This is a genomic window from Streptomyces flaveus (assembly GCF_014647675.1).
In the GTDB taxonomy this organism is placed as follows: domain Bacteria; phylum Actinomycetota; class Actinomycetes; order Streptomycetales; family Streptomycetaceae; genus Streptomyces; species Streptomyces flaveus.
Window position 1 is genome coordinate 248,950 of the sequence record NZ_BMPQ01000008.1, and the last position, 24,712, is coordinate 273,661.

General features: G+C 69.3%; 23 protein-coding genes and 1 tRNA gene. 10 read left to right on the forward strand and 14 right to left on the reverse strand.

What is annotated here, in order from left to right:
* The coding region (locus IEZ21_RS19125) for a barstar family protein (RefSeq protein WP_213089320.1) at nt 1–537 on the forward strand (537 nt) is incomplete at its 5' end.
* A 29-nt stretch (nt 538–566) separates the two neighbouring features.
* On the opposite strand, the gene IEZ21_RS19130 is transcribed toward IEZ21_RS19125, so the two are convergent.
* Nucleotides 567–644 (reverse strand) — tRNA-Thr (locus tag IEZ21_RS19130).
* A gap of 176 nt (nt 645–820) precedes the next feature.
* Between IEZ21_RS19130 and IEZ21_RS19135 the strand changes: the two genes are divergently transcribed.
* From IEZ21_RS19135 to IEZ21_RS19150, 4 genes are all read left to right on the forward strand, one after another.
* Nucleotides 821–2,227: an RNA-guided endonuclease InsQ/TnpB family protein gene (locus tag IEZ21_RS19135; protein ID WP_189323119.1), complete on the forward strand. Its 1,407-nt coding sequence runs from the start codon at nt 821–823 to the stop codon at nt 2,225–2,227.
* 376 nt (nt 2,228–2,603) lie between these two features.
* Complete coding sequence (locus tag IEZ21_RS19140) at nt 2,604–3,740, forward strand: ABC transporter ATP-binding protein (RefSeq protein ID WP_033322308.1); 1,137 nt, start codon at nt 2,604–2,606, stop codon at nt 3,738–3,740.
* Nucleotides 3,741–3,984: 244 nt separating this feature from the next.
* Complete coding sequence (locus IEZ21_RS19145; RefSeq protein ID WP_189323120.1) at nt 3,985–4,467, forward strand: hypothetical protein; 483 nt, start codon at nt 3,985–3,987, stop codon at nt 4,465–4,467.
* A 78-nt stretch (nt 4,468–4,545) separates the two neighbouring features.
* Nucleotides 4,546–5,277 (forward strand): nucleotidyltransferase family protein, encoded by a 732-nt coding sequence (locus IEZ21_RS19150; protein ID WP_189323121.1) that lies wholly within the window; start codon nt 4,546–4,548, stop codon nt 5,275–5,277.
* Between the two features lie 147 nt (nt 5,278–5,424).
* Here IEZ21_RS19150 and IEZ21_RS19155 read toward each other — a convergent pair whose 3' ends face one another.
* The 6 genes from IEZ21_RS19155 to IEZ21_RS19180 form a co-directional block, all read right to left on the reverse strand.
* On the reverse strand, nt 5,425–7,137 hold the full coding sequence (locus IEZ21_RS19155; RefSeq protein ID WP_246567890.1) for a DoxX family protein: 1,713 nt from the start codon (nt 7,135–7,137) through the stop codon (nt 5,425–5,427).
* Nucleotides 7,138–7,218: 81 nt separating this feature from the next.
* The gene (rlmB, locus tag IEZ21_RS19160; RefSeq protein ID WP_033322303.1) at nt 7,219–8,160 is read right to left on the reverse strand and encodes a 23S rRNA (guanosine(2251)-2'-O)-methyltransferase RlmB; all 942 of its coding nucleotides are present in this window, start codon (nt 8,158–8,160) and stop codon (nt 7,219–7,221) included.
* A 127-nt stretch (nt 8,161–8,287) separates the two neighbouring features.
* Nucleotides 8,288–9,688 (reverse strand): cysteine--tRNA ligase, encoded by a 1,401-nt coding sequence (gene cysS / locus IEZ21_RS19165; protein WP_189323122.1) that lies wholly within the window; start codon nt 9,686–9,688, stop codon nt 8,288–8,290.
* Nucleotides 9,689–10,090: 402 nt separating this feature from the next.
* Entirely contained in the window at nt 10,091–10,594 is a 504-nt protein-coding gene (ispF, locus tag IEZ21_RS19170) for a 2-C-methyl-D-erythritol 2,4-cyclodiphosphate synthase (protein ID WP_189323123.1), read from the reverse strand.
* The gene (gene ispD / locus IEZ21_RS19175; RefSeq protein WP_189323124.1) at nt 10,584–11,327 is read right to left on the reverse strand and encodes a 2-C-methyl-D-erythritol 4-phosphate cytidylyltransferase; all 744 of its coding nucleotides are present in this window, start codon (nt 11,325–11,327) and stop codon (nt 10,584–10,586) included. Before ispD ends, ispF begins: the two co-directional genes overlap by 11 nt.
* A 442-nt stretch (nt 11,328–11,769) precedes the next feature.
* Nucleotides 11,770–12,252, reverse strand: coding sequence for a CarD family transcriptional regulator (locus IEZ21_RS19180; RefSeq protein WP_003953493.1), 483 nt, complete (start codon nt 12,250–12,252; stop codon nt 11,770–11,772).
* A gap of 626 nt (nt 12,253–12,878) precedes the next feature.
* On the opposite strand from IEZ21_RS19180, the gene IEZ21_RS19185 reads away from it, so the two are divergent.
* Nucleotides 12,879–13,583, forward strand: coding sequence for a copper chaperone PCu(A)C domain-containing protein (locus tag IEZ21_RS19185; RefSeq protein WP_189323125.1), 705 nt, complete (start codon nt 12,879–12,881; stop codon nt 13,581–13,583).
* Nucleotides 13,584–13,697: 114 nt separating this feature from the next.
* Here the strand turns inward: IEZ21_RS19185 and phoP are convergent, their stop codons facing one another.
* Nucleotides 13,698–14,378, reverse strand: coding sequence for a two-component system response regulator PhoP (phoP, locus tag IEZ21_RS19190; protein WP_033322296.1), 681 nt, complete (start codon nt 14,376–14,378; stop codon nt 13,698–13,700).
* On the reverse strand, nt 14,375–15,715 hold the full coding sequence (gene phoR, locus IEZ21_RS19195) for a two-component system sensor histidine kinase PhoR (protein WP_189323126.1): 1,341 nt from the start codon (nt 15,713–15,715) through the stop codon (nt 14,375–14,377). The genes phoP and phoR overlap by 4 nt, the downstream gene beginning before the upstream one ends.
* Before the next feature lie 339 nt (nt 15,716–16,054).
* Between phoR and phoU the strand changes: the two genes are divergently transcribed.
* Both phoU and IEZ21_RS19205 read left to right on the forward strand, forming a co-directional pair.
* The gene (gene phoU / locus IEZ21_RS19200; protein WP_033322293.1) at nt 16,055–16,732 is read left to right on the forward strand and encodes a phosphate signaling complex protein PhoU; all 678 of its coding nucleotides are present in this window, start codon (nt 16,055–16,057) and stop codon (nt 16,730–16,732) included.
* A gap of 182 nt (nt 16,733–16,914) precedes the next feature.
* Nucleotides 16,915–17,070 carry a hypothetical protein gene (locus IEZ21_RS19205; RefSeq protein WP_189323127.1) on the forward strand — a complete coding sequence of 52 codons (156 nt, stop codon included), beginning with the start codon at nt 16,915–16,917 and terminating at the stop codon, nt 17,068–17,070.
* A gap of 113 nt (nt 17,071–17,183) precedes the next feature.
* Here IEZ21_RS19205 and IEZ21_RS19210 read toward each other — a convergent pair whose 3' ends face one another.
* Entirely contained in the window at nt 17,184–17,945 is a 762-nt protein-coding gene (locus IEZ21_RS19210; protein ID WP_165345810.1) for a phosphoglyceromutase, read from the reverse strand.
* Between the two features lie 148 nt (nt 17,946–18,093).
* Between IEZ21_RS19210 and IEZ21_RS19215 the strand changes: the two genes are divergently transcribed.
* Complete coding sequence (locus IEZ21_RS19215; RefSeq protein ID WP_189323128.1) at nt 18,094–19,356, forward strand: MDR family MFS transporter; 1,263 nt, start codon at nt 18,094–18,096, stop codon at nt 19,354–19,356.
* A 529-nt stretch (nt 19,357–19,885) separates the two neighbouring features.
* Here the strand turns inward: IEZ21_RS19215 and IEZ21_RS19225 are convergent.
* The 4 genes from IEZ21_RS19225 to IEZ21_RS19240 all read right to left on the reverse strand — a co-directional run bounded on the left by IEZ21_RS19225 (nt 19,886) and on the right by IEZ21_RS19240 (nt 23,420).
* The gene (locus tag IEZ21_RS19225; protein WP_189323129.1) at nt 19,886–20,680 is read right to left on the reverse strand and encodes an MBL fold metallo-hydrolase; all 795 of its coding nucleotides are present in this window, start codon (nt 20,678–20,680) and stop codon (nt 19,886–19,888) included.
* 104 nt (nt 20,681–20,784) lie between these two features.
* Nucleotides 20,785–21,579: an alpha/beta hydrolase gene (locus tag IEZ21_RS19230; protein ID WP_189323130.1), complete on the reverse strand. Its 795-nt coding sequence runs from the start codon at nt 21,577–21,579 to the stop codon at nt 20,785–20,787.
* Nucleotides 21,580–21,593: 14 nt separating this feature from the next.
* Complete coding sequence (locus tag IEZ21_RS19235; RefSeq protein ID WP_189323131.1) at nt 21,594–22,430, reverse strand: alpha/beta fold hydrolase; 837 nt, start codon at nt 22,428–22,430, stop codon at nt 21,594–21,596.
* Nucleotides 22,431–22,598: 168 nt separating this feature from the next.
* Nucleotides 22,599–23,420 carry an alpha/beta fold hydrolase gene (locus IEZ21_RS19240; RefSeq protein WP_189323132.1) on the reverse strand — a complete coding sequence of 274 codons (822 nt, stop codon included), beginning with the start codon at nt 23,418–23,420 and terminating at the stop codon, nt 22,599–22,601.
* A gap of 287 nt (nt 23,421–23,707) precedes the next feature.
* Here IEZ21_RS19240 and IEZ21_RS19245 point away from each other — a divergent pair, with 287 nt between their 5' ends.
* Nucleotides 23,708–24,688, forward strand: a complete 981-nt coding sequence (locus tag IEZ21_RS19245) for a helix-turn-helix domain-containing protein (RefSeq protein WP_189323133.1) — start codon at nt 23,708–23,710, stop codon at nt 24,686–24,688.
* Nucleotides 24,689–24,712: the final 24 nt, after the last annotated feature.

A 24,712-nucleotide genomic window follows, 5' to 3' on the forward strand; every position in this document is an offset into this window, starting at 1 on the left:
GGCACGACGGCACCACCCGAGGAACCCTGGGAACCGGAGGAACCTGTGGACCGCACCATGAACTGGCTACGACTGACCGTGCACGAGCCCCCCGGAGAACCCGAAGAGTCCCTCTCGGTGGTGGTCCGCGGCACCGACTGCAGCACCAGGACGGGGCTGTTCTCCACATGGGCACGAGCCCTGGAATTCCCCGCCTACTTCGGCCACAACTGGGACGCCTTCCACGACTGCGTCTCGGAGAAGGCCCTCTGGCACTCCGACCCCGACGGGCCGCCCCCCGCACACCCCCTGACGATCCTGGTCGAGGACGCCGCCCAACTGCTGGCCGACGCGGCACCCCAGGACCTCACGGCCCTCCTCCAGTCCCTCTCCGACGCAGCCACGGTCCAGGACCACGACGAGGACGCCGGAGCCTACCCGGACGGCTTCAGACTCCGGCTGCTGCTGCACGACACTCCCGCAGGGCTCGTGGAGCTGGCGGGGCGGATGAGGGAGGCGGGGTTCCTGTCCTCGGATGTCCCCCCTCAAGTCATGTGAGGGGGGATCCGGCGGGTCATCAATGCTGTTGGAGCCCCCTGTCGGATTCGAACCGACGACCTGATCATTACAAGTGATCTGCTCTAGTCCAGCTGAGCTAAGGAGGCATCGCGCACTTCAACGCCGTACGCGAAGGCGGCTCCACTGTACACAGAGCCCGTTTCCCCAAGCCACGAAGTTCCCCGCTCCACGCGATCCAAAAACGGTGCGTAACCATCCGTACACCCGTTCGTTGATCGGTCTGACGTGCTGTTGCGGAGATCGGATCGCTGGGGAGCGGATCATGGGGGAGCTGGCGGAGAAGCCGAAGCCGAAAGCGGTGAAGGGCGAGGAGGCCAAGCGCATCAAGCGTGAGGCGCTCGGTATCGGCGACCGTCGCAAGCACCACTCGCGTAAGGCGACGCCGTTGAAGGGGCACGCCAAAGAGCCGGACGCGCACCACCGCCTGTACCGCTTCCGCTTCTATCCAACGGAAGAGCAGGCCGGGCAGCTGGCGCAGACGTTCGGTGCCTGTCGGTGGGTCTACAACGAGGGGCTGGCTCTGCGGTCCATGGCCTGGGAGGAGCACCGGGTGAACGTGGGTTTCGCGGAGACGTGCCGGGCGCTGACCGGCTGGAAGCGGGCCGAGGAGACGGTGTGGTTGAAGGAGGTGTCGTCGACGGTGCTGCAGCAGTCGTTGCGGCATCTTGAGCAGGCGTTCGGCCGGTTCTTCAAGGGTGTGGCGAGGTATCCGCGGCGGAAGAAGAAGGGGCGGTCTCGGGATTCGGCGACTTATGTGCGTACGGGTTTCACATGGGTGGAGGATCCGGAGCGGCCTGGTACGGGGTTGATCACGCTGGCCAAGCAGTCGCAGCCGTTGGACGTTCGCTGGTCGAGGGCGCTGCCCGCGGGGACGGTCCCGGTCCGGTTGTCGGTGACGCGGGATCGGGCGAGCCGGTATTTCGTGTCCATGCTGGTGGAGGAGCGAATAGCGCCGCTGCCCGCCGCGTTCGTGCCGGGTTCGCGGGCGCCGAAGGCGGTGGGGCTGGATCTGGGTCTGGCGTCGCTCGTCACGCTGGACGATGGGACGAAGATTGATCATCCGCGGCTGTTGAAGCGGTATGCGGAGAAGCTGGTGCGGTTGCAGCGGGAGCTGCACAAGAAGGTGAGGGGATCCAGGAACCGGGAGAAGGTCAAGCAGAAGATCGCACGCCTCTACGCGCTCATCAGCGACGTACGCAGGGACATGCTGGACCAGTTCACGACCCGCCTCGTGCGCGAGAACCAAGTGCTTGTGGTGGAGGACCTGTCCATCGTGAACCTGATGCGTGCGGCGCGCGGTAAGGGGAAGCGTCGTAAGGCGCGGCTGAACGAAGCGATCATCGATGCCTCGTGGGGTGAGCTGCTGCGGCAGCTGCGGTACAAGTGTGAGTGGTACGGCCGGACGCTGGTGATCGTCGACCGATTCTTTCCTTCGACCCGACGGTGCTCGGCCTGCCAGGCCAAGGGGCCGAGGATGGATGTCTCGGTCCGGGAGTGGACCTGCACGGGGTGCGGTGTGGTCCATGACCGTGATGTGAATGCCGCCGTGAATCTTCGCGATGAGGGAATGCGGCTGTACTGGCTGGTGGCAACCGGCCTACCACCGGAGAAGAAAGCGCCGATGGTGATCAAGGCGTCGGAGCTGGAGAAGTGTTTGCTGGCCGCGTAGGAGCGGCCGGTGCGGTACGGACCGACGGGCCGTCGGCCGGAATGCCTGTGGAGTCCGCGTAAGACCGGGCGTGCGCAGCTCACCAGGGCTGTGTGCGGTCGGCAGTGGGCGATGAAGCAGGAAGCCCTAAGCAAGGCCAAAAGGCGGTCGCTCTACCCTTGCCCGAGGTATGGCCAAAAGTGCGGTGCTCTGCCTCTCGAAAGTTTCCACGAAGTTCACAGCTCCCCGACTACTGACAGAACAGGCATACGCCAGGTACCGTCCTGACCCAGTCCGCTCTGCGTGGACTACACCACAACGGAATCACCCGTAGTGGCACCACCTTCCACAACGGATCGTCCGGCACGTTCCTGCCGGTAGAAGGGGGCCCATCACCATGGCCACTGTCTCGTTCAACAAGGCGACTCGCATCTATCCGGGCGGCGACAAGCCCGCCGTCGACCAGCTCGAACTCGACGTCGCGGACGGCGAGTTCCTCGTCCTCGTCGGTCCCTCCGGCTGCGGAAAGTCCACCTCCCTGCGCATGCTCGCGGGTCTTGAGGACGTCAACGCCGGCTCGATCCACATCGGTGACCGTGACGTCACGCATCTGCCGCCGAAGGACCGGGACATCGCCATGGTGTTCCAGAACTACGCGCTGTACCCGCACATGACGGTCGCCGACAACATGGGCTTCGCGCTCAAGATCGCGGGCGTCAACAAGGCCGAGATCCGCCAGAAGGTGGAGGACGCGGCGAAGATCCTGGACCTCACCGACTACCTGGCGCGCAAGCCGAAGGCGCTCTCGGGTGGTCAGCGGCAGCGTGTCGCGATGGGTCGTGCCATCGTGCGTGAGCCGCAGGTGTTCCTCATGGACGAGCCGCTGTCGAACCTCGACGCCAAGCTGCGTGTGTCCACCCGTACGCAGATCGCGAGTCTCCAGCGCCGTCTCGGTATCACCACCGTGTACGTGACCCACGACCAGGTCGAGGCCATGACGATGGGCGACCGGGTGGCCGTGCTGAAGGACGGTCTGCTCCAGCAGGTCGACTCGCCGCGCAACATGTACGACCGGCCGGCGAACCTGTTCGTCGCCGGGTTCATCGGCTCGCCGGCCATGAACCTCGTCGAGGTCCCGATCACGGACGGCGGCGTGAAGTTCGGCAACAGCGTGGTGCCGGTCAGCCGGGAGGCCCTCTCGGCCGCCGCGGACCGGGGCGACCGTACCGTCACGGTCGGCGTCCGTCCGGAGCACTTCGACATCGTCGAGCAGAACGGCGGCGCCGCGAAGGCTCTCACCAAGGAGACCGAGGACGCCCCGGCGGGCCTCGCCGTCTCGGTGAACGTCGTCGAGGAGCTGGGCGCCGACGGTTACGTCTACGGCAGCTCCAAGCTCGGCGACGAGCTCAAGGACCTGGTCGTCCGCGTCAGCGGCCGCGCGGTCCCGGAGAAGGGTGCCACGCTGCACGTCGTGCCGCGGCCGGGCGAGACCCACGTGTTCTCGACGTCCACGGGTGAGCGTCTCTCCGACTGAGGCACGCGCACTGAAGGCACCCGTACCGGGTGAATTCGCCCACGTTGACGGAAGGGGCCCCGCAGCTTGCTGCGGGGCCCCTTTTGTCGGCGTTTCGTCGTCGTTCCGTTGTCGACAAATACCCCGGCAGACCGGGCATTTCGATCCCTGTACGTCAACTACGCGCCCGAATTTGAGCGTTGACCGTCGCTCGAATTGATTACCAAATGTCGCCAAATCATCACTCTACGCTACCCTCACTCGCGTGAAGCACTCCACTAACCCCTCGACGCGACACGGCCGCCGCCCCGCCGACCGCCCGACGCGGCACGGTCGCGGTCCGGCCCACCGGATCGGCCGTACTCTCGCCCTCGTTCTGCCCGTCGTCCTGGTGCTCTCCGGGACTCTCGCGGTCGTCCGGGTTCCCTGGTCGGGGAGCGACTCCTCGGCCTCGGTACTCGCCGCCTCCGCCGAGAACGCGTCCTCGCGCCCCGCGTCCCGCGCTCCCCAGGACGTGCTGCGCGACCAGCTCCTGCTCGAACTCCAGGAGAAGGACGCGACGGTGGCGCTCACGCACCTTCAGGAGGCGGTGAACGGCCGCCCGTCGCTCGCCAGGCACTGTGCCTCCATCGCCCGCTCGCTGGGCCGTGCTGCCGTCGCCAAGTACGGCCCGTCCCGCGCCCAGTCGTTCTCCCGCCCCGTCTGCGACACGTCCTTCGCCACGGGCGTCGCCGACGGGCAAGGCTGACGACGGGCCAGGTGGCGCGGCCCGGCGCCGACGCAGGCCCCGGCAGGCCCCGAACGGGGCGCGACGTACAGTGCGCTCATGAAGCATCCGAGCGCCGCGTCGCGCCCCGTTCAAGCCGTTGTCCTGGCCGGTGGCCAGGGCTCCCGGCTGCGTCCCTACACCGACGACCGGCCCAAGCCGATGGTCGAGATCCCCGGCACCGGGACCCCGATCATCGGCCATCAGCTGGCCTGGCTCGCCGAGGAGGGTGTGACGGACGTGGTCGTCTCGTGCGGCCATCTCGCCGAGGTCCTCCAGCAGTGGCTGGAGTCGGTCGAACTCCCCGTCCGTGTCACCACCGTGGTCGAGAAGGAGCCTCTGGGCCGCGGCGGCGGCCTCAAGTTCGCCGCCAAGCACCTCCCCCACCCGGACCGCCCCTGGTTCGCGACGAACGGTGACATCTGGACCCGTTTCTCGCTGCGCGACATGGCGGACTTCCACACCGAGCGCGACGCGGTGGCGACCCTCGCGCTGGCCCGCCCCCGCATCCCGTGGGGCGCCGTCGAGACCGACAACTTCGGTCACATCACGGACTTCATCGAGTCCCCGCCGACGTCGTACGAGATCAACGCGGGTGTCTACGTCTTCTCCCCCGAGTTCACCGACCTGCTGCCCGACCTCGGCGACCACGAGCGCACCACGTTCCCGCGACTGGCCCGCGAGCGCCGCCTGTTCGGCTGTCCGATCCCGCAGGGCGCGTACTGGCGCGCCATCGACACCGCGAAGGACCTCACGGAGGCGGCGAAGGAGCTGGCGGCACTGGGGCGTTGACCCCGGCCGCGTGCTCCTCGCGGCTCACAGCTTGCAGTTCCCTTCTCGTACGTAGGCGACTTCTTCGTACGTACGTCATCGGGGCCCCGCACTCGTGAAAGTGCGGGGCCCCGACTGCGTACCGGCGAAAGGCCGTTACCCGAGCGGCTACCCGAGCAGACCGCCCACAAGGCTGCCTTCGTCCGAGCCGCCGCCCCCACCACCGGAACCACCGGAGCCGTCACCCGAGCCGCCGCCGCCGCCCGTGCCTCCGGGGGACCCCGTTCCGCCCGTGCCGGCGCCGCCCGAGGAGGACGGGCCCGCGCTGGTGCTGGGCGCCTCGGCGGGGGGTGCCGTCTGCTGGGCGGGCGGGACCTGGCCCGTGCCCTGGGTTTCGCTGGGCCGGTCGGCGCCCGCGGTGGCCGACTCGCGGGAGGCGCCCGGGGTGTTTGTGGCGTCCTTCTCGGAGGGGCTGTCCGAAGTCGCGCCCTGGGTGGGCGAGTTGGCGGCCGAGGGGCTCTCCGAGCGGCGGTCCTCGCCGGACTCCTCGGGGAGCGGGGAGCCGGGGAGTTCGTTGCGCGGGGCCTCGCCGGGGCCGGGGACGACCACGCGGTCGGCGTCGCGGACGGCGCCGCCGAGCATCGAGCCGACGAGCAGTGTGAGCCCGACGACGACGGTGGCGACGAGGGCGCCGCGGCGCAGGACGTAGCGGCGCAGGTCCCAGATGTCGGCGCGCGGTCCGAGCCTGCGCCAGGCGCCGCCCGCGAGGCGGCCGTCGACGGAGTAGACGGGGGCGCCCGCGATGATCAGCGGGGTCCAGGCGGCGAGGTAGATGATGTCGGTCGCGTCGTAGGCGGGGACGCTCTTCCAGCCGACGGTGATCAGGAGCGCGGCCGAGAGCAGCGCGCCGACGACGGCGGCGGCCCGCTGCCACAGGCCGAGAACGGTGAGGACGCCGACGATGACCTGGAAGAAGGCGATGAGGAGTCCGGAGCCGACGGGGTGCTCCAGAGCGAACTGGCGCAGGGGTTCGGCAACTTCCCAGGGATGCAGCGAGTTGAGCCACTTGACCATGGAGCCGCGCTTGCCGCCGTCGAAGTAGTGCGGGTCGCAGAGCTTGCCCATGCCGGCGTAGATGGAGATGAAGCCGAGGATGAGGCGCAGCGGGAACAGGACGACGCCGAGGTTCATCCGGCGGCCGGGGTAGTACGCGTGCCGTACCGGGTTGGCGTGGTGTCGCCCGGGCCGGCCGTCCTCGTCGGTCTCGTCGTCGTATGCGTCGGCCTCGAACTCGTCCTCTGCGTACGGGTGTTGGTCGTACTCGTCGTCCGCGCTGCCCGCTGTGCGCATCTGCGGAAGGATGGGGGTGCGGGGGCCGCCGATGGTGGGGGTCGCGACGGTGGCGTCGGTGTCGTATCCGCCGTATCCGGCGCCGCTGTAGCCGTTGCGGTCGTAGCCGCTGTCGTCGTATCGGTCGCTGTCGTGGTCGAGGCGCGGGATGACCTGGGTCGCGCCGGCGTCGCCCGTCGGGTCCGCGGCGCCGTGGTGCACGCTGGTGCTCCGCGCGGCCTGCAGCAGGCGGGTGGCGCCGGTGTCGTCGGGTGCGGACTTCCCGCTCCAGACGACAGGGGCGCGGCGGCGGGTGCCGGCGGCCGTGCCGATGGCGGACCTGCGCGAGGGGTCGGCGGAGCTCAAGTGGCGTGCGGCGCCCGGGGACCGCGTACGGGACGCGGTGCCCAGCTGCACGCGGAAGCTCGCATGATTGACGATGACCTGCGCCGGATCGCTCGGCACCTTCACCATGCTCAGCGCGGGAGCGTCGTCGAAGCCCGACGTGCGGTCCCCCGTGGGTGTGCGGGGTGTTCTGGTGTCCACACTCATCTAACCGAGTGACGTGTCGTTAGGACACTGCCTTGACCGCCCCGATCTGTCCGGACTCCGTCAAGATCACCCCGCCTGCCGTCAGGCGCGCCGCCGAGCCGCCTCGTACAGCACAACTCCCGCCGCCACACCGGCGTTCAGCGACTCGGCACCGCCCGGCATGGGAATCCGTACACGGTAGTCGCAGGTCTCGCCGACCAGCCGGGACAGGCCCTTGCCCTCGCTGCCGACGACGATGGCGACGGGGCCGCCGAGGGCTTCCAGGTCACCGAGTTCGAGCTCGCCGTCGGCGGCCAGGCCGACGACGATGATGCCCGCCTTCTTGTACGCCTCCAGGGTGCGCGTCAGGTTGGTGGCGCGGGCGACGGGCGTACGGGCGGCGGTGCCGGCGGAGGTCTTCCAGGCGCCGGCGGTCATGCCGGCGGCGCGGCGCTCGGGTACGACGACTCCGTGGCCGCCGAAGGCGGAGACGGAGCGGACGACGGCGCCGAGGTTGCGCGGGTCGGTCACGCCGTCGAGCGCGACGATCAGCGGGTCCTGGCCCGCGTCGTACGCGGCGGCGGCGAGGTCCTCGGGGTGCGCGTACTCGTACGGCGGGATCTGCAGGACGAGGCCCTGGTGGTTGAGGCCGTTGGTCATGCGGTCGAGTTCGGGGCGGGGGGCTTCCATGAGGTGGATGCCGCCGCGCTCGCCGACGAGCTGGAGCGCCTCGCGCACCCGCTCGTCGTTGTCGATGAACTGCTGGACGTAGAGCATGGTCGCGGGCACGCCCTCGCGCAGCGCCTCGACGACGGGGTTGCGGCCGACGACGAGTTCGGAGGTGGACTTGCCGCCACGGCCCTTGGGGGCGGGGCGGCGGGCGGTCTGCTTCGCCTTGGCGGTGGCGACGCGGTTCTTCTTGTGCCCCTTGCGCATCTCGGCGGGCGGGGTGGGGCCCTTGCCTTCCAGGCCCCGGCGTCGCTGGCCGCCACTGCCGACCTGCGCGCCCTTCTTGCCGGACATGCGGCGGTTGTTAGCGGCCATGACCTACCTGTCTGTGAGAAAGCGTGCGTGTGTACGTCTCTGAAAGTGTCGTACGTCTATGAAGTGTGCCGCCCGGAAGGCCGGGCGGCACAATCGATCAAGGAATCGACCGAGGATCAAGGAACGCTCAGCGCGGGCCGAGCGTCCAGCGCGGGCCGGTGGGGCTGTCCTCGATGACGAGGCCGGCCTGGCCCAGCTGGTCGCGGATGGCGTCGGCGGTGGCCCAGTCCTTGCGGGACCGGGCCGCCTCACGCTGGTCGAGGACCAGGCGTACGAGGCTGTCGACGACCCCGTGCAGGTCCTGGCTCTGGTCGCTCTCGCCGGCCCAGTGCGCGTCGAGCGGGTCGAGGCCGAGGACGCCGAGCATGGCCCTGACCTCGGCGAGCCGGGCGACGGCCGCGTCCTTGTCGTCGGCGGCCAGCGCGCTGTTGCCCTGCCGGACGGTGGTGTGCACGACGGCGAGGGCCCCCGGCACTCCCAGGTCGTCGTCCATGGCCTCGGCGAAGGCGGGCGGCACGTCGGCCGCGGGCTCGACCGGCCTCCCCGCCATCTCCACGACCCGCTGGACGAAGCCCTCGATACGCGCGAACGCCGACTCGGCCTCGCGCAGGGCGTCTTCGCTGTACTCGATGGTGGAGCGGTAGTGCGGGGTGCCGAGGTAGTAGCGCAGCACGATGGGCCGCCACTGCTTGACCATCTCGCTGACGAGCACGGAGTTGCCGAGCGACTTGGACATCTTCTCGCCGCTCATGGTGACCCAGGCGTTGTGCACCCAGTACTTGGCGAACTCGTCGCCGAAGCCCCTGGCCTGCGCGATCTCGTTCTCGTGGTGCGGGAAGATGAGATCGATCCCGCCGCCGTGGATGTCGAAGACGGACCCCAGGTACTTGTGCGCCATGGCACTGCACTCCAGGTGCCAGCCGGGCCGCCCCCGCCCCCACGGCGTCTCCCAGCTCGGCTCGCCCGGCTTGGCGGACTTCCACATGGCGAAGTCACGCGGATCCCGCTTGCCGGTCTCGCCGTCCTCGGAGGGCTGGCGCAGGTCGTCCAGATCCTGGTTGGAGAGGGCGAGGTAGCCGGGCAGGGAACGTACGTCGAAGTAGACGTTGCCGTCGGCCTCGTAGGCGTGCCCGCGCTCGATGAGCGTGCGCATCATCTCGACCATCTCGGTGACGTGGCCGGTGGCACGGGGTTCGTACGTGGGCGGCAGGCAGCCGAGGGCTTCGTAGCCGTCGTTGAACGCCCGCTCGTTCTCGTAACCGATCGACCACCAGGGCCTGTTCTGCTCCGCGGCCTTTCTGATGATCTTGTCGTCGATGTCCGTGACGTTGCGGATGAACGTCACGTCGTAGCCCCGGTACGCGAACCAGCGGCGCAGGATGTCGAAGTTCAGGTTCGACCTGACGTGCCCGATGTGCGGGGCGGCCTGCACGGTGGCACCACACAGGTAGATCGAGACACAGCCCGCTGTGAGCGGGACGAAGTCACGGATCTGCCGGGCGCTGGTGTCGTACAGACGAATAGTCACGGCTCTAAGGGTAGTGGGTGTCCCTCCGGGGGTTGGGCGGGTTGCCTCCGGCGGTTTGGTGGGTGCGGGTGTGTGGGTGGCTGGTCGCGCAGTTCCCCGCGCCCCTAAAAGCAAAAGCCTGCGGCTCCACTCACCGCCAGCCCCGACGGACCCGTCACTTGCCCTCCGGCGGGAGGGGGCGTGGGCCGGTGCGTCGTATGCCCGTCGCGTAGCTCCGGTCTCGGAGAACCCGCACCCTGTACCAGGCCAGGGCCGTATGCCCGCCCTGCGACGGGCTGACGCACCGGCCCACGACCCCGCACCCCCCACCCACCCAAGGGGCGCGGGGAACGGCGCGAGCAACCACCCACGCACCCGCACCCAACAACGAACCCCACCGCCCTTCCCCCGGAGGGACCCCGCTCAGCCAGTGCGTACGACCAACGCCGTAGCGACCGCCAGCAACCCCTCGTCGCGCCCCGGAAAGCCGAGCCCATCCGTCGTGGCGCCCGAGACCGACACAGGCGCCCCCACCGCATCGGAGAGCAACTTCTGCGCCTCGTCGCGGCGTTTGCCGATCTTGGGCCGAGGCCCGACGACCTGAACGGCGACGTTGCCGATGGTGAAGCCGGCGGAACGGACGATACGGGCCGCCTCGGTGAGCAGCGTGATGCCGGACGCCCCGGACCACTCGGGCCGCCCGGTACCGAAGTGAGCGCCGAGGTCACCGAGCCCGGCGGCGGAGAAGAGCGCGTTGCAGGCGGCGTGCGCTACGACGTCCGCGTCGGAGTGCCCGGCGAGCCCCGGCCCTTCGCCCTCCCACTTCAGCCCGGCGCACCACAGCTCCCGCCCCTCCTCGAAGGCGTGAACGTCGGTACCGATCCCGACCTGCGGCAACACGAAGGGCAGGGGCGCCTCAGAAGCCATCGTTCGCCCTCCGCCGCGCCAGTACCGCCTCGGCCAGCACCAGATCGAGCGGCCGGGTGACCTTGAACGCCTCCTCGTGCCCCGGCACGACCACGACGGGCTTGCCCAGCTGCTCGACCATGCTCGCGTCGTCGGTGACCCCGTCCGTGACGGTCTCGTGGGCGTGCAACAGGGTGTCCCGGTCAAAGCCCTGCGGGGTCTGTACGGCCCGTAGCCGCGCCCGCTCGGGAGTGGCGACGACCGGCTCGGGCGAGCCGTCGGTACGCGGCTCGACCTCTTTGACGGTGTCCGTGAGAGGCAGCGCCGGTACGACGGCGGGGGCCCCGTCCCGTACCGCCTCGATGACCGCGTCGACCGTGTCGACGGGCACCAGCGGCCGGGCGGCGTCGTGCACGAGCACGATGTCGATGCCGGGCGGCAGCACATCGAGGCCGAGCTTCACGGACTCCTGCCGGGTGTCGCCGCCGGGCACGACGAGGAAGTCGGTCCGCTCGGGCAGCGAATGCGTGTCCAGGAGCGACTTGACCTCGGCGGCACCGTCGGGCGGCGCCACGACGACGACCAGCGAGACGGCGCGCGACGCGGCCATCGCGCGTACGGCGTGGATGAGCATGGGAGTGCCGTTCAGCGCGCGCAGCGCTTTGGGGGCGCCCGGGCCGAGGCGCACGCCTCGACCCGCGGCCGGGATCACGGCCGCGGTACCGGCCCCGGAACGGCGTGAATCGTCAGACATCGGCTCCCTGTCGGGTGTGTGTACGTACGGGTGCGTACGGGGGTGTGTACGGTCACGTCCTGCCGTCGGTCCGGCGTCCACCGGGCGTCAATCCGGCGCCCACGAACGCCGCCCGGCGCGCACCGGTTTGACCCGCCGGTTCGCGCCGGTTTGACGACCGGGCCCGTGTGGGTATGGCCTCAGCGTGCCGGGCGCGACGCCTTGACCGGGGACCCTTCCGTGACATCTGGTCGAGCCAGCTGCCCGGGCCCGGCACGCCAAGTGTCGGCGGCCGGAAATTCATTACCCAGCCTCCGGAGTACGGTCGTACGGTGTCCTGGGTACGAGCATGCCGCAGCGCCCGGCGACAGAACTTACGTCATCGGGCACCGCGGCATTTCAATTGCGTACGCCGAACTGCTCGTTTCGCTTCTGGTCGGAAGCGATCAGAGAGTGACGGGCGTCAGGACGCGAGGACCTCGTCGAGCAGGGCCTCGGCCTTGTCCTCGTTCGTGTTCTCCGCGAGGGCGAGCTCGCTCACCAGGATCTGCCGAGCTTTGGCGAGCATGCGCTTCTCGCCGGCGGAGAGTCCGCGCTCGCGCTCACGACGCCACAGGTCACGGACGACTTCCGCGACCTTGATGACATCGCCGGAGGCGAGCTTCTCGAGATTTGCCTTGTAACGACGCGACCAGTTCGTGGGCTCCTCGGCATACGGCGCGCGCAGCACTTCGAAGACCCGGTCCAGCCCGTCCTGACCGACCACATCACGCACGCCGACGAACTCCGCATTGTCCGCTGGCACACGCACCGTCAGGTCGCCCTGGGCGACCTTCAGCACCAAGTAGGTCTTGTCCACGCCTTTGATCTGACGAGTTTCGATAGCCTCGATCAGCGCGGCCCCGTGATGGGGATAGACCACGGTGTCGCCAACCTTGAACGTCATGTGACAGGTACCCCTTCCGTGGCTATCCAGAGTAACACGAGAACCGCATCTTCTGAATGGCGTTTTCGCAGGTCAGGGCACATCTCGGGGCTTGACAACAGCGACAGGAACGTGCTTCGAGGAGGCGACGGAAGGGGGTATTCGCAGGTCGGAGCGGTTCCTCGAGGGAGGCGAAACCCGCCCGTTACAACGCTTCACAGGCTTCCCCGCGTGGCCGAACGTCCAGATTTGTCGGGTTCCGAGGGTGGGACTTGCGCTACTCCGTTCGGTGATCGGGGGCGGGTACGAGACGAATCCGGAATTGATCACGACAGACCGAAGATCAATTCTCTTACGGACCCCTGAACGCATTCCTTATGGGAAATGTTGTCAACGTGGCTCGCGTGCTCTTTGTTGCAGAAACATGGCGGAGCGATACGAGGGGCGCGCCCTCGGCGCGACGATCGTGACGGGGGCGGGAGAACCGTAGGTGGGGGTCCCCCGGTTCGAGCGAAGTCGAGAGCTGGGGAGGGTCGGGTGCGGGGGCGCAGTGGCGGATCGGTAACCTGAGCCGCTGACAGACCCTTAGGGCGGCTTTAACAAGTAGGCCGCCCTGCTCCGCCCACGTTCAAGGAGTTGCCGCCGCCGTGAGCAGCAGCCTTCGACGCGGCGCCCTCGCCGCCGCCGCCATCGCGTTCTCGATCGCCTCGCTCGCCGCGTGCGGCGCCGGAAACAACGCCCAGTCGCTGGAGATCAAGCCGGACCACGCCGCGACCAGCGTCGGCGACATCGAGATCCAGAACGCCGTGGTGATCACCCAGCCCGACCCTGAGTCGACGGGCCCGGCCGCGATCTCCGCGACCCTGTTCAACAACGGCGGGAGCGACGAGACGCTGGAGTCGATCCGCGTGGAGGGCGTCGAGGACCCCGTCACGCTCAGGCCCGCAGAGGGCACCGGCCCGATCACGGTCCCGGCCGACGGCTCGGTGATCCTCGGCGGAAAGGGCAACGCCTCCGCCGTGGTGACCGGCAGCAGCGAGGCCTTGGAGGACGGTGACGCGCAGCCGGTCACCTTCTCCTTCAGTGAGACGGGTGAGGTGAAGCTGCGGGCGTTCGTCGTCCCGGCCGACGGCTTCTACGCCGAGTGGGGGCCGTCCGAGACTCCCCAGGCGCCGGGTTCCGAGGGGTCCGGGAGCCCGAGCCCCACTGGGTCTCCGTCCCAGTCCCCGTCGGCCGAGCCGGGGGCCGGTGAGGCCGGAGCGGGCGAAGCCGGGCAGGGCGCCACTGACGCGGCCTCGCAGAGCGTGACGCCCACGGCTCCCGAGGGCGGCGACGCGGTCGGGGAGGACTGAGCGGACGGCTGAGCGGCGTACGGCCACGGAAGTCTCGTACGCACGAAGGGCGGGACCCCCGGCGCTTGCCAGGGTTCCCGCCCTTCGTCGTGCTCAGCGTGCGAGAGGTTCGGTTTACGGCTCGAACTTGTACCCGAGGCCTCTGACCGTCACCAGGTACCGCGGCGCGCCCGGGTCCGGCTCGATCTTGGCGCGGAGGCGTTTGACGTGGACGTCGAGGGTCTTGGTGTCGCCCACGTAGTCGGCGCCCCAGACGCGGTCGATGAGCTGCATACGGGTCAGCACGCGGCCCGCGTTGCGCAGCAGCATCTCCAGGAGGTCGAACTCCTTGAGGGGGAGGTCGACCTTGGAGCCGGAGACGGTGACCACGTGGCGGTCGACGTCCATACGGACCGGGCCGGCCTCCAGTGCGGCGGGAGTGACCTCCTCGGGCTCGCCGCGGCGGCGCAGTACGGCGCGGATGCGGGCGACCAGCTCGCGTGAGGAGAAGGGCTTGGTCACATAGTCGTCGGCTCCTATTTCCAGGCCGACGACCTTGTCGATCTCGCTGTCCTTGGCGGTGACCATGATCACCGGGACGTTCGAGCGGCTGCGCAGCTGGCGGCACACTTCGGTGCCGGGCAGTCCGGGCAGCATCAGGTCGAGCAGGACGAGATCGGCGCCGTTGCGCTCGAACTCGTCGAGGCCATCGGGCCCGGTGGTCGCGATGGCGACCTCGAAGCCCTCCTTGCGGAGCATGTAGGACAGGGCGTCGCTGAAGGACTCCTCGTCCTCGACGACGAGCACTCGGGTCACGGAAGGACCTCCGGGGCAGAAAGCGATTCGTACGGGGATGTTGTGGGGGTTGTGACGGTGGTCGTTCCGTCGGGCGGCCCGTCGTCGACGTCGTCGGCGAGTCCGGACATGTGGTCGGTCGCGCGGTCGCGGGCCACGCCCGCCTCCGGCAGCCGGAGGGTGAAGGTGGAGCCCTGACCCTCGGAGCTCCACACCGTGACCTCCCCGCCGTGCGAGGCAGCCACGTGCTTGACGATCGCCAGGCCCAGCCCCGTACCGCCGGTGTGGCGGGAGCGGGCCGGGTCGACGCGGTAGAAGCGCTCGAAGACGCGCTCGCGGTCCTTCTCGGAGATGCCGATGCCCTGGTCGGTGACGGCGACCTCGATGAGGTCTCCGCCGGGCGCGGGGACCCGGCGCGCGGCGATTCCCACGCGCGTACGGGCGGGCGAGTAGTTCACGGCGTTCTCGACGAGGTTGCCGAGGGCGGCGGCCAGCTGGCCGCGGTTGCCCCAGATCTGCAGGTCTGCGGTGTCCGCCTGTCGCCCGCCGCCGTCCTCGTCCGAGGCCCCCATGGGCCCGCCTCCCACATTGGCGGCCATGGTGATCTGCTTGGTGCCGGCCTGGTGGCGGCAGCGGTCGATGGCTTCGGCGACGAGTTCGTCCACGCGTACGGGCTCGGCGTCCTCGAGGGGGTCGTCGTTCTGGACCCGGGAGAGGTCGATGAGTTCCTGGACGAGGTTGGTGAGGCGGGTGGCCTCTATCTGCATGCGTCCGGCGAAGCGTTCCACGGCCTCCGGGTCGTCGGAGGCGCCCATGACCGCCTCGGAGAGGAGGCTGAGCGCGCCGACGGGGGTCTTGAGTTCGTGGCTGACGTTGGCGACGAAGTCGCGTCGTACGGCCTCGATGCGGCGGGCCTCGGTGAGGTCCTCGACGAGGAGGAGTACGAGGCGGGAGCCCAGCGGGGCGACGCGGGCGGACACGGCGAGGGCTTCCCCGCGGCCGGTGCCGCGGCGGGGCAGGTCCAGCTCGACCTGCCGTATCTCGCCGTCGCGACGGGTGTCGCGGGCCATCTGCAGCATGGGCTCGACGGCGAGTTTCCCGCCGCGCACGAGACCGAGGGCGTACGCGGCGGAACTGGCCTTCACCACGGCGTCGGCCTCGTCGAGCACGACGGCGGAGGAGCGGAGCACGGACAGGACCGTGTCTACGCCCGGCGGAAGCACCGGGTCCGTGTGCAGCGAGGTGCGCGTCGGCCGCTTCTGCTCGCGCTCGCTCCAGCGGAACGCCAGCATGGCGATGACGCCGGTGAGCACACCGGCGATCGCTGCCGCTGCGGCGACCGCCGCGTTCACGTCCATGGCTCCAGGTTAGGCATGACGTACGCCCCCCTTACAGCGCCCAGAGTGCCAGCTCGAGCACTCGTCGCCCAGAGTTCACCGTGGAGACCGTGTCGGTTCACTTACTGCGAGCGGCCTCACGGAAGGCATACCGGCGGCGAGGTGCGATGTCGCCCATAGTTCACCTGGGTGATAGAGATGGTTCATTTGAGGTGGCGGAAACGGACGCGTTCAGGCCGGATCGTGGAAGCGTGGGGTACGCGAGCCCCTTGGACTCCCGCACGGGAAACCTGCATGGGAAACCATGTACGAGGATCCGTGTACGAGATCCGGAAGCTGACGTAAGAGAGGGACATCCTGATGCGCGACGCGTACCACGAGGAACTTGACTCGATCGGCGAGGGCCTGGTCGAGATGGCCCGGCTCGTCGGGTCGGCGATCGGGCGCGCCACGACGGCGATCCTCGACTCCGATCTGAAGCTGGCGGAGACCGTGATCGCGGGCGACCAGAAGGTCGACGATCTCCAGCACGAGCTCGAGGCGCGGGCGATCGCCCTGCTGGCGCGGCAGCAGCCGGTGGCGACGGATCTGCGGATCGTGGTCACGTCGCTGCGGATGAGCGCGGACCTCGAGCGCTCGGGCGACCTGGCCCAGCATGTCGCGAAGCTCGCCCGCCTCCGCTTCCCGGAGCGCGCGGTCCCGCAGGACCTGCACGCCACGATCCTGGAGATGGGCCAGCTCGCTCAGCGCCTGATGGCGAAGGCGGCGGAGGTCATCGTCACCAAGGACGTCGACCTCGCGCTCCAGCTGGAGCAGGACGACGACGCGATGGACACGTTGCACCGCGCCCTCTTCCAGCACCTCATGGACGACCGCTGGAAGCACGGCATCGAGACGGCCGTCGACGTCACGCTGCTGGGCCGCTACTACGAGCGCTTCGCGGACCATGCGGTGTCGGTGGCGAACCGGGTGGTGTACCTGGTGACCGGGGAGCACGCGGACGAGATACAGCCTGTGACGGGGGTCGAGGGGGCGTAAGCGCTCCGCTGCGGGGCGTACGGGCGGGTTGCGAGGGCGTACGGGCCTGTTGCGGGGGCGTGCAGTTCCGTTGCACGGGCGTGCGTGCTCCTGGTCGGTGCGTGGGAGCCTCGGTGCGCCGTTGATACGCCGGACGGTGGGGGCCTGCAATGGGCGTAGGCACCAGCCTTCAAGGAGGGACCATGGCCGAATCCCCCACCACCACCCCCGACCCGACCCGGGAGCGCGAGACCGAGCAGCCCGCCGAGATCATCAGCCTCCCGCTTGTCGCCGCCTGCGGCTGCGGTTCGGGCTGCAGGTGCGGCTGCCAGTCGGGGAGTCCTTGCCAGTGCGGTTGACGGCGCGCTGGTCGTAGGGCTAGTACTGCTTAACGGCCCAGCGCGGGCCCCAGCTCAGCGAAGAGCCCTCTGCCTCCGGAGAAACCGGAGGCAGAGGGCTCAATGCGGGAAAGTTACTTCTTCTTGCCCTGATTCTTCACAGCCTCGATCGCCGCCGCAGCCGCATCCGGGTCCAGGTACGTACCGCCCGGATTGACCGGCTTGAAGTCGGCGTCGAGTTCGTACGACAGCGGGATGCCCGTCGGGATGTTCAGGCCCGCGATGTCCGCGTCCGAGATGCCGTCGAGGTGCTTGACGAGGGCGCGCAGCGAGTTGCCGTGGGCCGCCACCAGGACCGTGCGGCCGGTGAGGAGGTCGGGGACGATGCCGTCGAACCAGTACGGGAGCATGCGGACGACGACGTCCTTGAGGCACTCCGTCTGAGGGCGCAGCTCCGGCGGGAGGGTCGCGTAGCGCGGGTCGTCGAACTGCGAGTACTCGGCGTCGCGGTCCAGCGGCGGCGGGGGCGTGTCGTACGAGCGGCGCCACAGCATGAACTGCTCCTCGCCGAACTCGGCGAGCGTCTGCGCCTTGTCCTTGCCCTGGAGTGCGCCGTAGTGACGCTCGTTCAGACGCCAGCTGCGGTGGACCGGGATCCAGAGGCGGTCGGCGGACTCCAGCGCGAGCTGCGCGGTGCGGATGGCGCGCTTCTGGAGGGAGGTGTGCACGACGTCGGGCAGCAGGCCGGCGTCCTTGAGCAGCTCACCGCCGCGGACTGCCTCCTTCTCGCCCTTTTCGTTGAGGTTGACGTCCACCCAGCCGGTGAACAGGTTCTTCGCGTTCCATTCGCTCTCGCCGTGGCGGAGGAGGATCAGCTTGTACGGTGCGTCGGCCATGCCCCGAGCGTAATAGACGCCCTGAAGCCGTCGTGTGGCTGCCCGGCAGCCGGACAGTTGACGGCGTTCGCCAATTGGGTGGCCGGGTAGAGCGGCGCACTCGTAAGGTACGTAGGGAGCATAAGCCGCTTACATCCAGGGGATTCCGATGTCACGCGCCGCCATGAAACGCGCCGTCCGCGAATCCGTCTCCGGATTACCCCGCGCGTTCTGGTGGCTGTGGCTCAGCACGCTCGTCAACCGGCTCGGGGCCTTCGTCGCCACCTTCATGGCTCTGTATCTCACCCTCGACCGCGGCTACTCCGCCTCGTACGCCGGTCTCGTCGTCGCTCTCCACGGACTCGGCGGCGTCGTCTCCTCCATCGGCGCGGGGGTGATGACCGACCGGCTCGGGCGGCGGCCCACCCTTCTCGTCGCCCAGTCGTCGACGGCCGCGAGCGTCGCGCTGCTCGGCTTCATGCACCACCCGGTCGCGATCGCCGCCGTCGCCTTCCTGGTCGGCGCGACCAGTAGCGCCTCCCGGCCCGCCGTGCAGGCGATGGTGGCCGACATCGTCCGGCCCGAGGACCGGGTGCGGGCCCTGTCCTTGAACTACTGGGCGATCAACCTCGGGTTCGCGATCTCGTCGATGGCCGCCGGGTTCATCGCCGAGTACAGCTATCTCGCCGGGTTCCTGATCGAGGCCGGGATGACGCTCGTCTGCGCGATCGTCGTCTTCGCCAAGCTGCCGGAGTCCAGGCCCGTACGTACGGAGAAGGAGAAGGCAGCTGGGGAGGTGAGCCTCGGCACGGTTCTGCGCGACGGCCGGTTCATGGCCATGGTCGGGCTGTTCTTCCTTGTCGCGCTGATCTTCCAGCAGGGCATGGTGGGGCTGCCGGTGGCGATGGGCCAGGCGGGGTTCGCACCCGCCGACTACGGCATGGCGATCGCCATCAACGGCGTACTGATCGTCGTCCTCCAGATCCCCGTCACCCGCTTCCTCGAACACCGGGATGCGGGGCGGCTGCTCGTCGTCTCGTCCCTCCTCACGGGGTACGGCTTCGGCCTCACCGCCTTCGCCGGGTCCGTCGGAGTCATCGCGCTCACCGTGTGTGTCTGGTCCCTCGCCGAGATCGTCATCGCCCCCACCCAGATCGGCCTCGTCGTCCGCCTCTCCCCGCTGCACGGCCGGGGCCGCTATCAGGGCGTCTACGCATCGGCCTGGCCGGTGGCCAGCCTCGTCGCGCCGCTGATGGCGGGCGGAATCATCGACGGGTTCGGGCCGCAGTGGCTGTGGGGGACGTGTGCGGTGGTGGGGACGGTGGCGGGTCTCGGGTACTGGGTGCTGATGCGCCGGTTGCCGGAGGAGGAGCCCTCCGCTCGGCGGCCGGAGGCCGGGACATCGAAGCCCCTGCCCGAGCAGGCGGCCTGACCTCACCGGTCCGGTAGGCGCGTACGTGATCACGGCACTACTCTGTGCGCGACGAACGGCAACAACTGCGCCAGCTCAAGGCCGGCCTCATCGACGACCTGCCGGCCGGCGCAGGCAGTCGCGCGAGAATGTGACAGTTACCTCCGCGGGTGTCACATTTCCGGTAGGCAGGGTGCCGGCCTCGCTCACCCCATCGCATCCGAGCGCTCGGCCGATCCCAGGAGTTGATCGGTGCCCCGAAGACAGGATCCGCCGAACTCCGATACCTCTCGGCCAGGTTGACCGAGTCCCTCCAGGACGTTCTCCGCGTCGCCGAGAGCCGCGGGGCCCGGCTGCCGCTGCCGGACGAGGGGGACGCCCCAGACAGCGACACCCAGATCGACCTGCCGCGCGCCCGATAAGGGATCCTCGGGGCGGCTCCCCTTCTCTCCACCGGAGCCGCCCCGTGCATCCGCGCCCCTTCACCTGATCAGCGACCTGCGTACGGAGGTCACGTCGAGCGCATGAACTCCGCCTGGACGCAGGACCGTCAGACCACGGTGAAGTGCCCGGTGCCGTGGGGCAGCCACGTGAACGCCTTTCCGCGCTCGGAGGAGGCAGCGGCCTCCAGCTTCGCGGTGAGTGCTTCGGGGCCCTCTCGAAAGTGCTGCCAGCCTTCGTAGTGGACCGGATGGACGGTGTGGGGGCGGATGGTGTCACACAGGTCCAAGGCGTCGGCGGCGGTCATGGTGTAGCGGGCGGGGCCGGTGAGGGGGAAGCGGACACCGCCCAGGTGGAGCAGCACGGTGCCGGGGCGCAGGGCTGCGGCGGTCTTGCGGACCGCGGGGTACAGGACCGTATCGCCGGTGATCCACAGCGGTCCGTGGTGCTGTCCGGGCCAGGTGAGGGCGAATCCGACGACGGCTCCGGCGACGGGGCGACTGAAGGGCGGGCCGTGCCGGCAGGGAGTGGCGGTGATGTCGATGGGCGGGCGGCCCGGCGCCTCCAGCCGGGTGGTGTGTCCGGCCCTCAGTCCCCGTACGGCGCCGTTCAGCCTGCGTGCCCCCGCCCGAGTGGTCACCACGGTGCCGGCACCGGCGAGCATGGCCCGTCCGGCGTCGTCGAGGTTGTCGGCGTGGTGGTCGTGGGTGAGCAGTATCGCGTCGACCGGTCCGACGTCGTCGGGAGGCACGGCCGGGCCGGTGAGTTTGCGGGAGGACGTGCCCCAGCCGAACGCGTACGTGCGGCCGGGTGGATCGAACGTCGGGTCGGTCAGCAGCCGCCAGCCGGCGAACTCGATGAGGACGGTGGGGCCGCCGATGTGAGTGAACCGGACCTCCGTCATATGGGCTCCGCCTCCTGTGGCTTGAGCGGTCTGGGCCGGTCCCGCCGACGGCTTCGGACGGACCGCCCAGCCCGAGCGGCCCGTCCGAAGTCGGCCGATGTGTGTCAGGAGTGATCGAGGGCCCAGCTCAGGGCATGGTCGGCGATCTCCTCCCAGCCCTTCTGGGCGGGCATCAGGTGGGATCGGCCGGCGTACTCGACGACCTCGGTGACGGTGGTGTTCGACTTGTAGTGCTTGGCGTTGGACCGCTGGACCTTCGGTGGCATCAGATGGTCGTTCTCGCCCGCGATGAACAGCAGCGGCGCCCGGTCGTCGTTGTGGTAGTCGACGTACGTGTCGGCGTGGCCGGGCTGGATGTTGGCCAGCACGTTCTCCCAGAAGACGTGCCCGGATGCGGGGACGTGGTAGCGCTCGTACAGGGCGCGGGCCTCGTCCTCGGGGAAGGTGTTGGTGAAGGCGTACCGCCACTGGTCGAAGGTGAGTCCGACCGCCTTGTGCCGGTTGGCGGGGTTCTTCAGCACGGGGAAGGCCGCCTTCAGCTGGGAGAACGGGACCGTGACGACGCCTTCGGTGGGTACGGAGTTCATGGCCACGCCTGCGCTGCCGTATCCGTGGTCCAGGAGAATCTGGGTGATCGCCCCGCCGGCGGAGTGGCCCATGATGATCGGCTTGGTGTCGAGGCCGTCGATCAGCTTCTCCAGGGACGCGACGACCGCGGGGATGGAGAGTTCCTCGATCGGGGTGGGGTCGGCGTTGAGGGCCTCCACCTCCACCTCGAATCCGGGGTAGGCGGGGGCCAGCACCCGGAAGCCCTGGGACTGGTAGCGGGTGATCCAGTGCTCCCAGCTGCGCGGGGTCACCCAGAAGCCGTGGACCAGGACGATGGTGTCGGGTTTCATGAGCCTTCGCTCCTTCAACGGGTCGCGGCGTAGGCCGCGTTGATGATGCGGGCGGTGGCGTCCGGGTGGGACATCATGACCACGTGCGAGGACCGGATCTCGGTCACCCTGCTGCCGGCGCGCTTGGCCATGAACCGCTGGGCGGCGGGCGGGATCACCTTGTCCTGGGTCGGGATCAGGTACCAGGACGGGATGGACTTCCAGGCCGGGGCACCGCTTCCACCGCTGAGGCCCTCGACGGAGCCGGGACGCTGGGTGGCCGCCATCAGACGGGTCCTGGAAGCGGGCAGATCGGCGGCGAACACCGCGCGGAACTTCTCGGGTGCGATGTAGCCGTCGGTGCCCTCGCCGCCGGGCAGCGGGTAGGGGCGTGGGACGAGAGCGGTGCCCAGCTCACTTCCGGGGAACTGCTGTGCCAGCTGCAGCGCGCTCTCGCCCTCGTCGGGCGCGAACGCCCCCAGATACACCAGGGCCTTGACGTTGGCGTGGCCGCGCGCGGCATTGGTGATGACGACGCCGCCGTAGGAGTGGGCGGCCAGGATCACCGGGCCGGGAATGGTGTCGAGGAAGCTGGAGATGTAAGCGGCGTCGCCCGCGGTGTCACGCAGCGGGTTGGCCGGGGCGAGAACCGGAAAGCCGGACTTCTGCAGCAGTGCGATGGTGTCGTCGAAGCCGGAGGCGTCGGCGAACGCGCCGTGTACGAGCACGACGGTCGGCTTCGGTCCCTTCGCCCCGGCCCGCTCGGCCTGCGTGGGTCTCTGGGACGTCGCCTGTGCGGAGACCGCCCCGGCCACGATGAGAACGACGGCTGCCAGTGCCGTCAGCAGTCGGCGCAGTGCAGGAACACGCATGAAGAACCCTTTCGGAAAGGAGGGTTGGAGTGCGCTGAGCTGTCCGCGGGTGCCGTGACGTGCCGATCTGTGCTCTCTGTGCCGTCGTGGTGCCGTCGTGCGTGGTCATGACGGCACGGGTGAGCCGCCTACGAGGTGACGGGGTTTCAGGAGGACAAGGACGGAGGTTCAGGAGGACAGGAACGTGAGCAGGTCGGCGTTGAACTCGTCCTTGTACGAGCCCACTAGTCCGTGCGGAGCGCCCGGATAGACCTTCAGCCTCGCGTCCTTGACGATCTTGACCGTTTCCAGGGCGCTTGCCGCGATGGGGACGATCTGGTCGTCGTCGCCGTGCGCGATCAGCGTGGGCACGTCGAAACGCTTGAGGTCCTCGGTGAAGTCGGTCTCGGAGAACGCGCGGATGCAGTCCAGGGCGCCCTTGAGTCCGACCTGCATGCTCCACATCCAGAACGAGTCTCGCAGGCCCTGCGAGACCACCGCCCCGGGCCGGTTGAAACCGAAGAAGGGCAGGCTGAGTTCGGCGTAGAACTGCGAGCGGTCGGCTGCCACACCCGCGCGGATGCCGTCGAACACCTCGATCGGCAGCCCCTGGGGATTGTCGTCCGTCTTGAGCATGAGGGGCGGGACCGCGCCCAGCAGGACCGCTTTGGCGACCCGGGCGGTGCCGTGCCGGCCGATGTAGCGGGTCACCTCGCCGCCGCCGGTCGAGTGTCCGACGAGTACGACGTCGTGCAGGTCGAGGGTCTCGATCAGCTGGGCGAGATCGTCGGCGTACGTGTCCATGTCGTTGCCGTGCCACGGCTGCGCCGACCGGCCGTGGCCGCGGCGGTCATGGGCGATCGCGCGGTAGCCGTGCGAGGCGACCAGGTTCAGCTGGTCGTCCCAGGTGTCGGCGTTCAGCGGCCAGCCGTGGCTGAACACGACCGGCTGCCCGCCGCCCCAGTCCTTGTAGAAGATCTCCGTGCCGTCGTTTGTGGAGATGAAGCCCATGGCAATGCTCCCAACTTCGGATGATCTGCGACTCGGGCGATCCTGCCAGCGCCGCGGGAGCGGGTGTTTACCGTGCGCGCCGCGTTCTGTTCCCTGCCTGCCGCGACACTGCCTGCCACGCCGCATGGGAGCCGCCTGAGCCGGCCAGGACGGGCGACCGTGATCCCGGCGCCCTTCCGCGGATTTGAGGACCCACACGTTCCGCCCACAATTAGGCGGAAAGCGTGGAGAATTCGAGGATACGACCCGGCAGCGCAGATGTCGCTGCGGCCGACCTGGGGGGGATCATGCTGGTCCTGGACACTACGCAGTTACCGGCCGCCGACCGTATCGACGCCTTTCACGCCGTCGCCGTCGGGGAGAGCGGCAGCTGCTCCGTCGAGCACGAACATCCCGAGGCCGGCATCTGGAAGAAGCTGGAAGTCTGGACTTTCGGCCCGTTGACCCTGTTCGCCACGCACGGCTCGGGAATGCGTATCTGGCGTACTCCGCGGCACGCCCGGTTCGACTCCCTGGACACCGTCTCGATCATCACCCAGAGCCAGGGCACGGGTGCCTTCACCTGGAACGGCCACCAGCAGCGCGTCGGCCGCGACGCCCTGGCGCTGGCCCACAAGACGGCCGGATACGAGTACGAGTGGTCCGGCAGCGGGCTGTCCGTCGCGTTCATGGTCGACGCCGACCGCCTCGGCCTGCCCGAACAACTGGTCCGCGCCGCGATCCCCCTCCTGCACCACAGCCGGATCGGACCGTTGCTCCTGCAGCACATCCGCGGCCTGCACCACGACGCCGACCGGCTGAGCGCCGATCCCGGCGCCGAGGCCCTCGCCTCCGCCACCCTGGACCTCACCCGCGCCGTCATCGCGTCGGTGGCCGCCGACGAACGCACCCGCCGTTCCGTCACGGAGGACACCCTCCTCACCCGCGTCCTCGCCTACATCCGCGCCCACCTGGCCGATCCCGGCCTCACACCTCAGCGCATCGCCGCGGCCCACAACATCTCCGTACGGACCCTCTACCGGCTGTGCGAGGACGGCGGTCTCAGCCTGGAGAAATGGATCGTCCGCCGCCGTCTGGAAGGCACGCGCCGAGACCTGGCCGCGCCCGAGCACGCCCACCGCACGATCGGCGCCGTCGCCCGCTCCTGGGGCTTCACGAACCCGTCCTATTTCTCGCGCCGCTTCCACCAGACGTACGGCGCCACACCCCGCGAATGGCGGCAGCTCGCTCACCATCGGGCCGCACTCCCGACACCTGATGAGCCCTAGAGACGCCACCCTGGACGTCCGGCG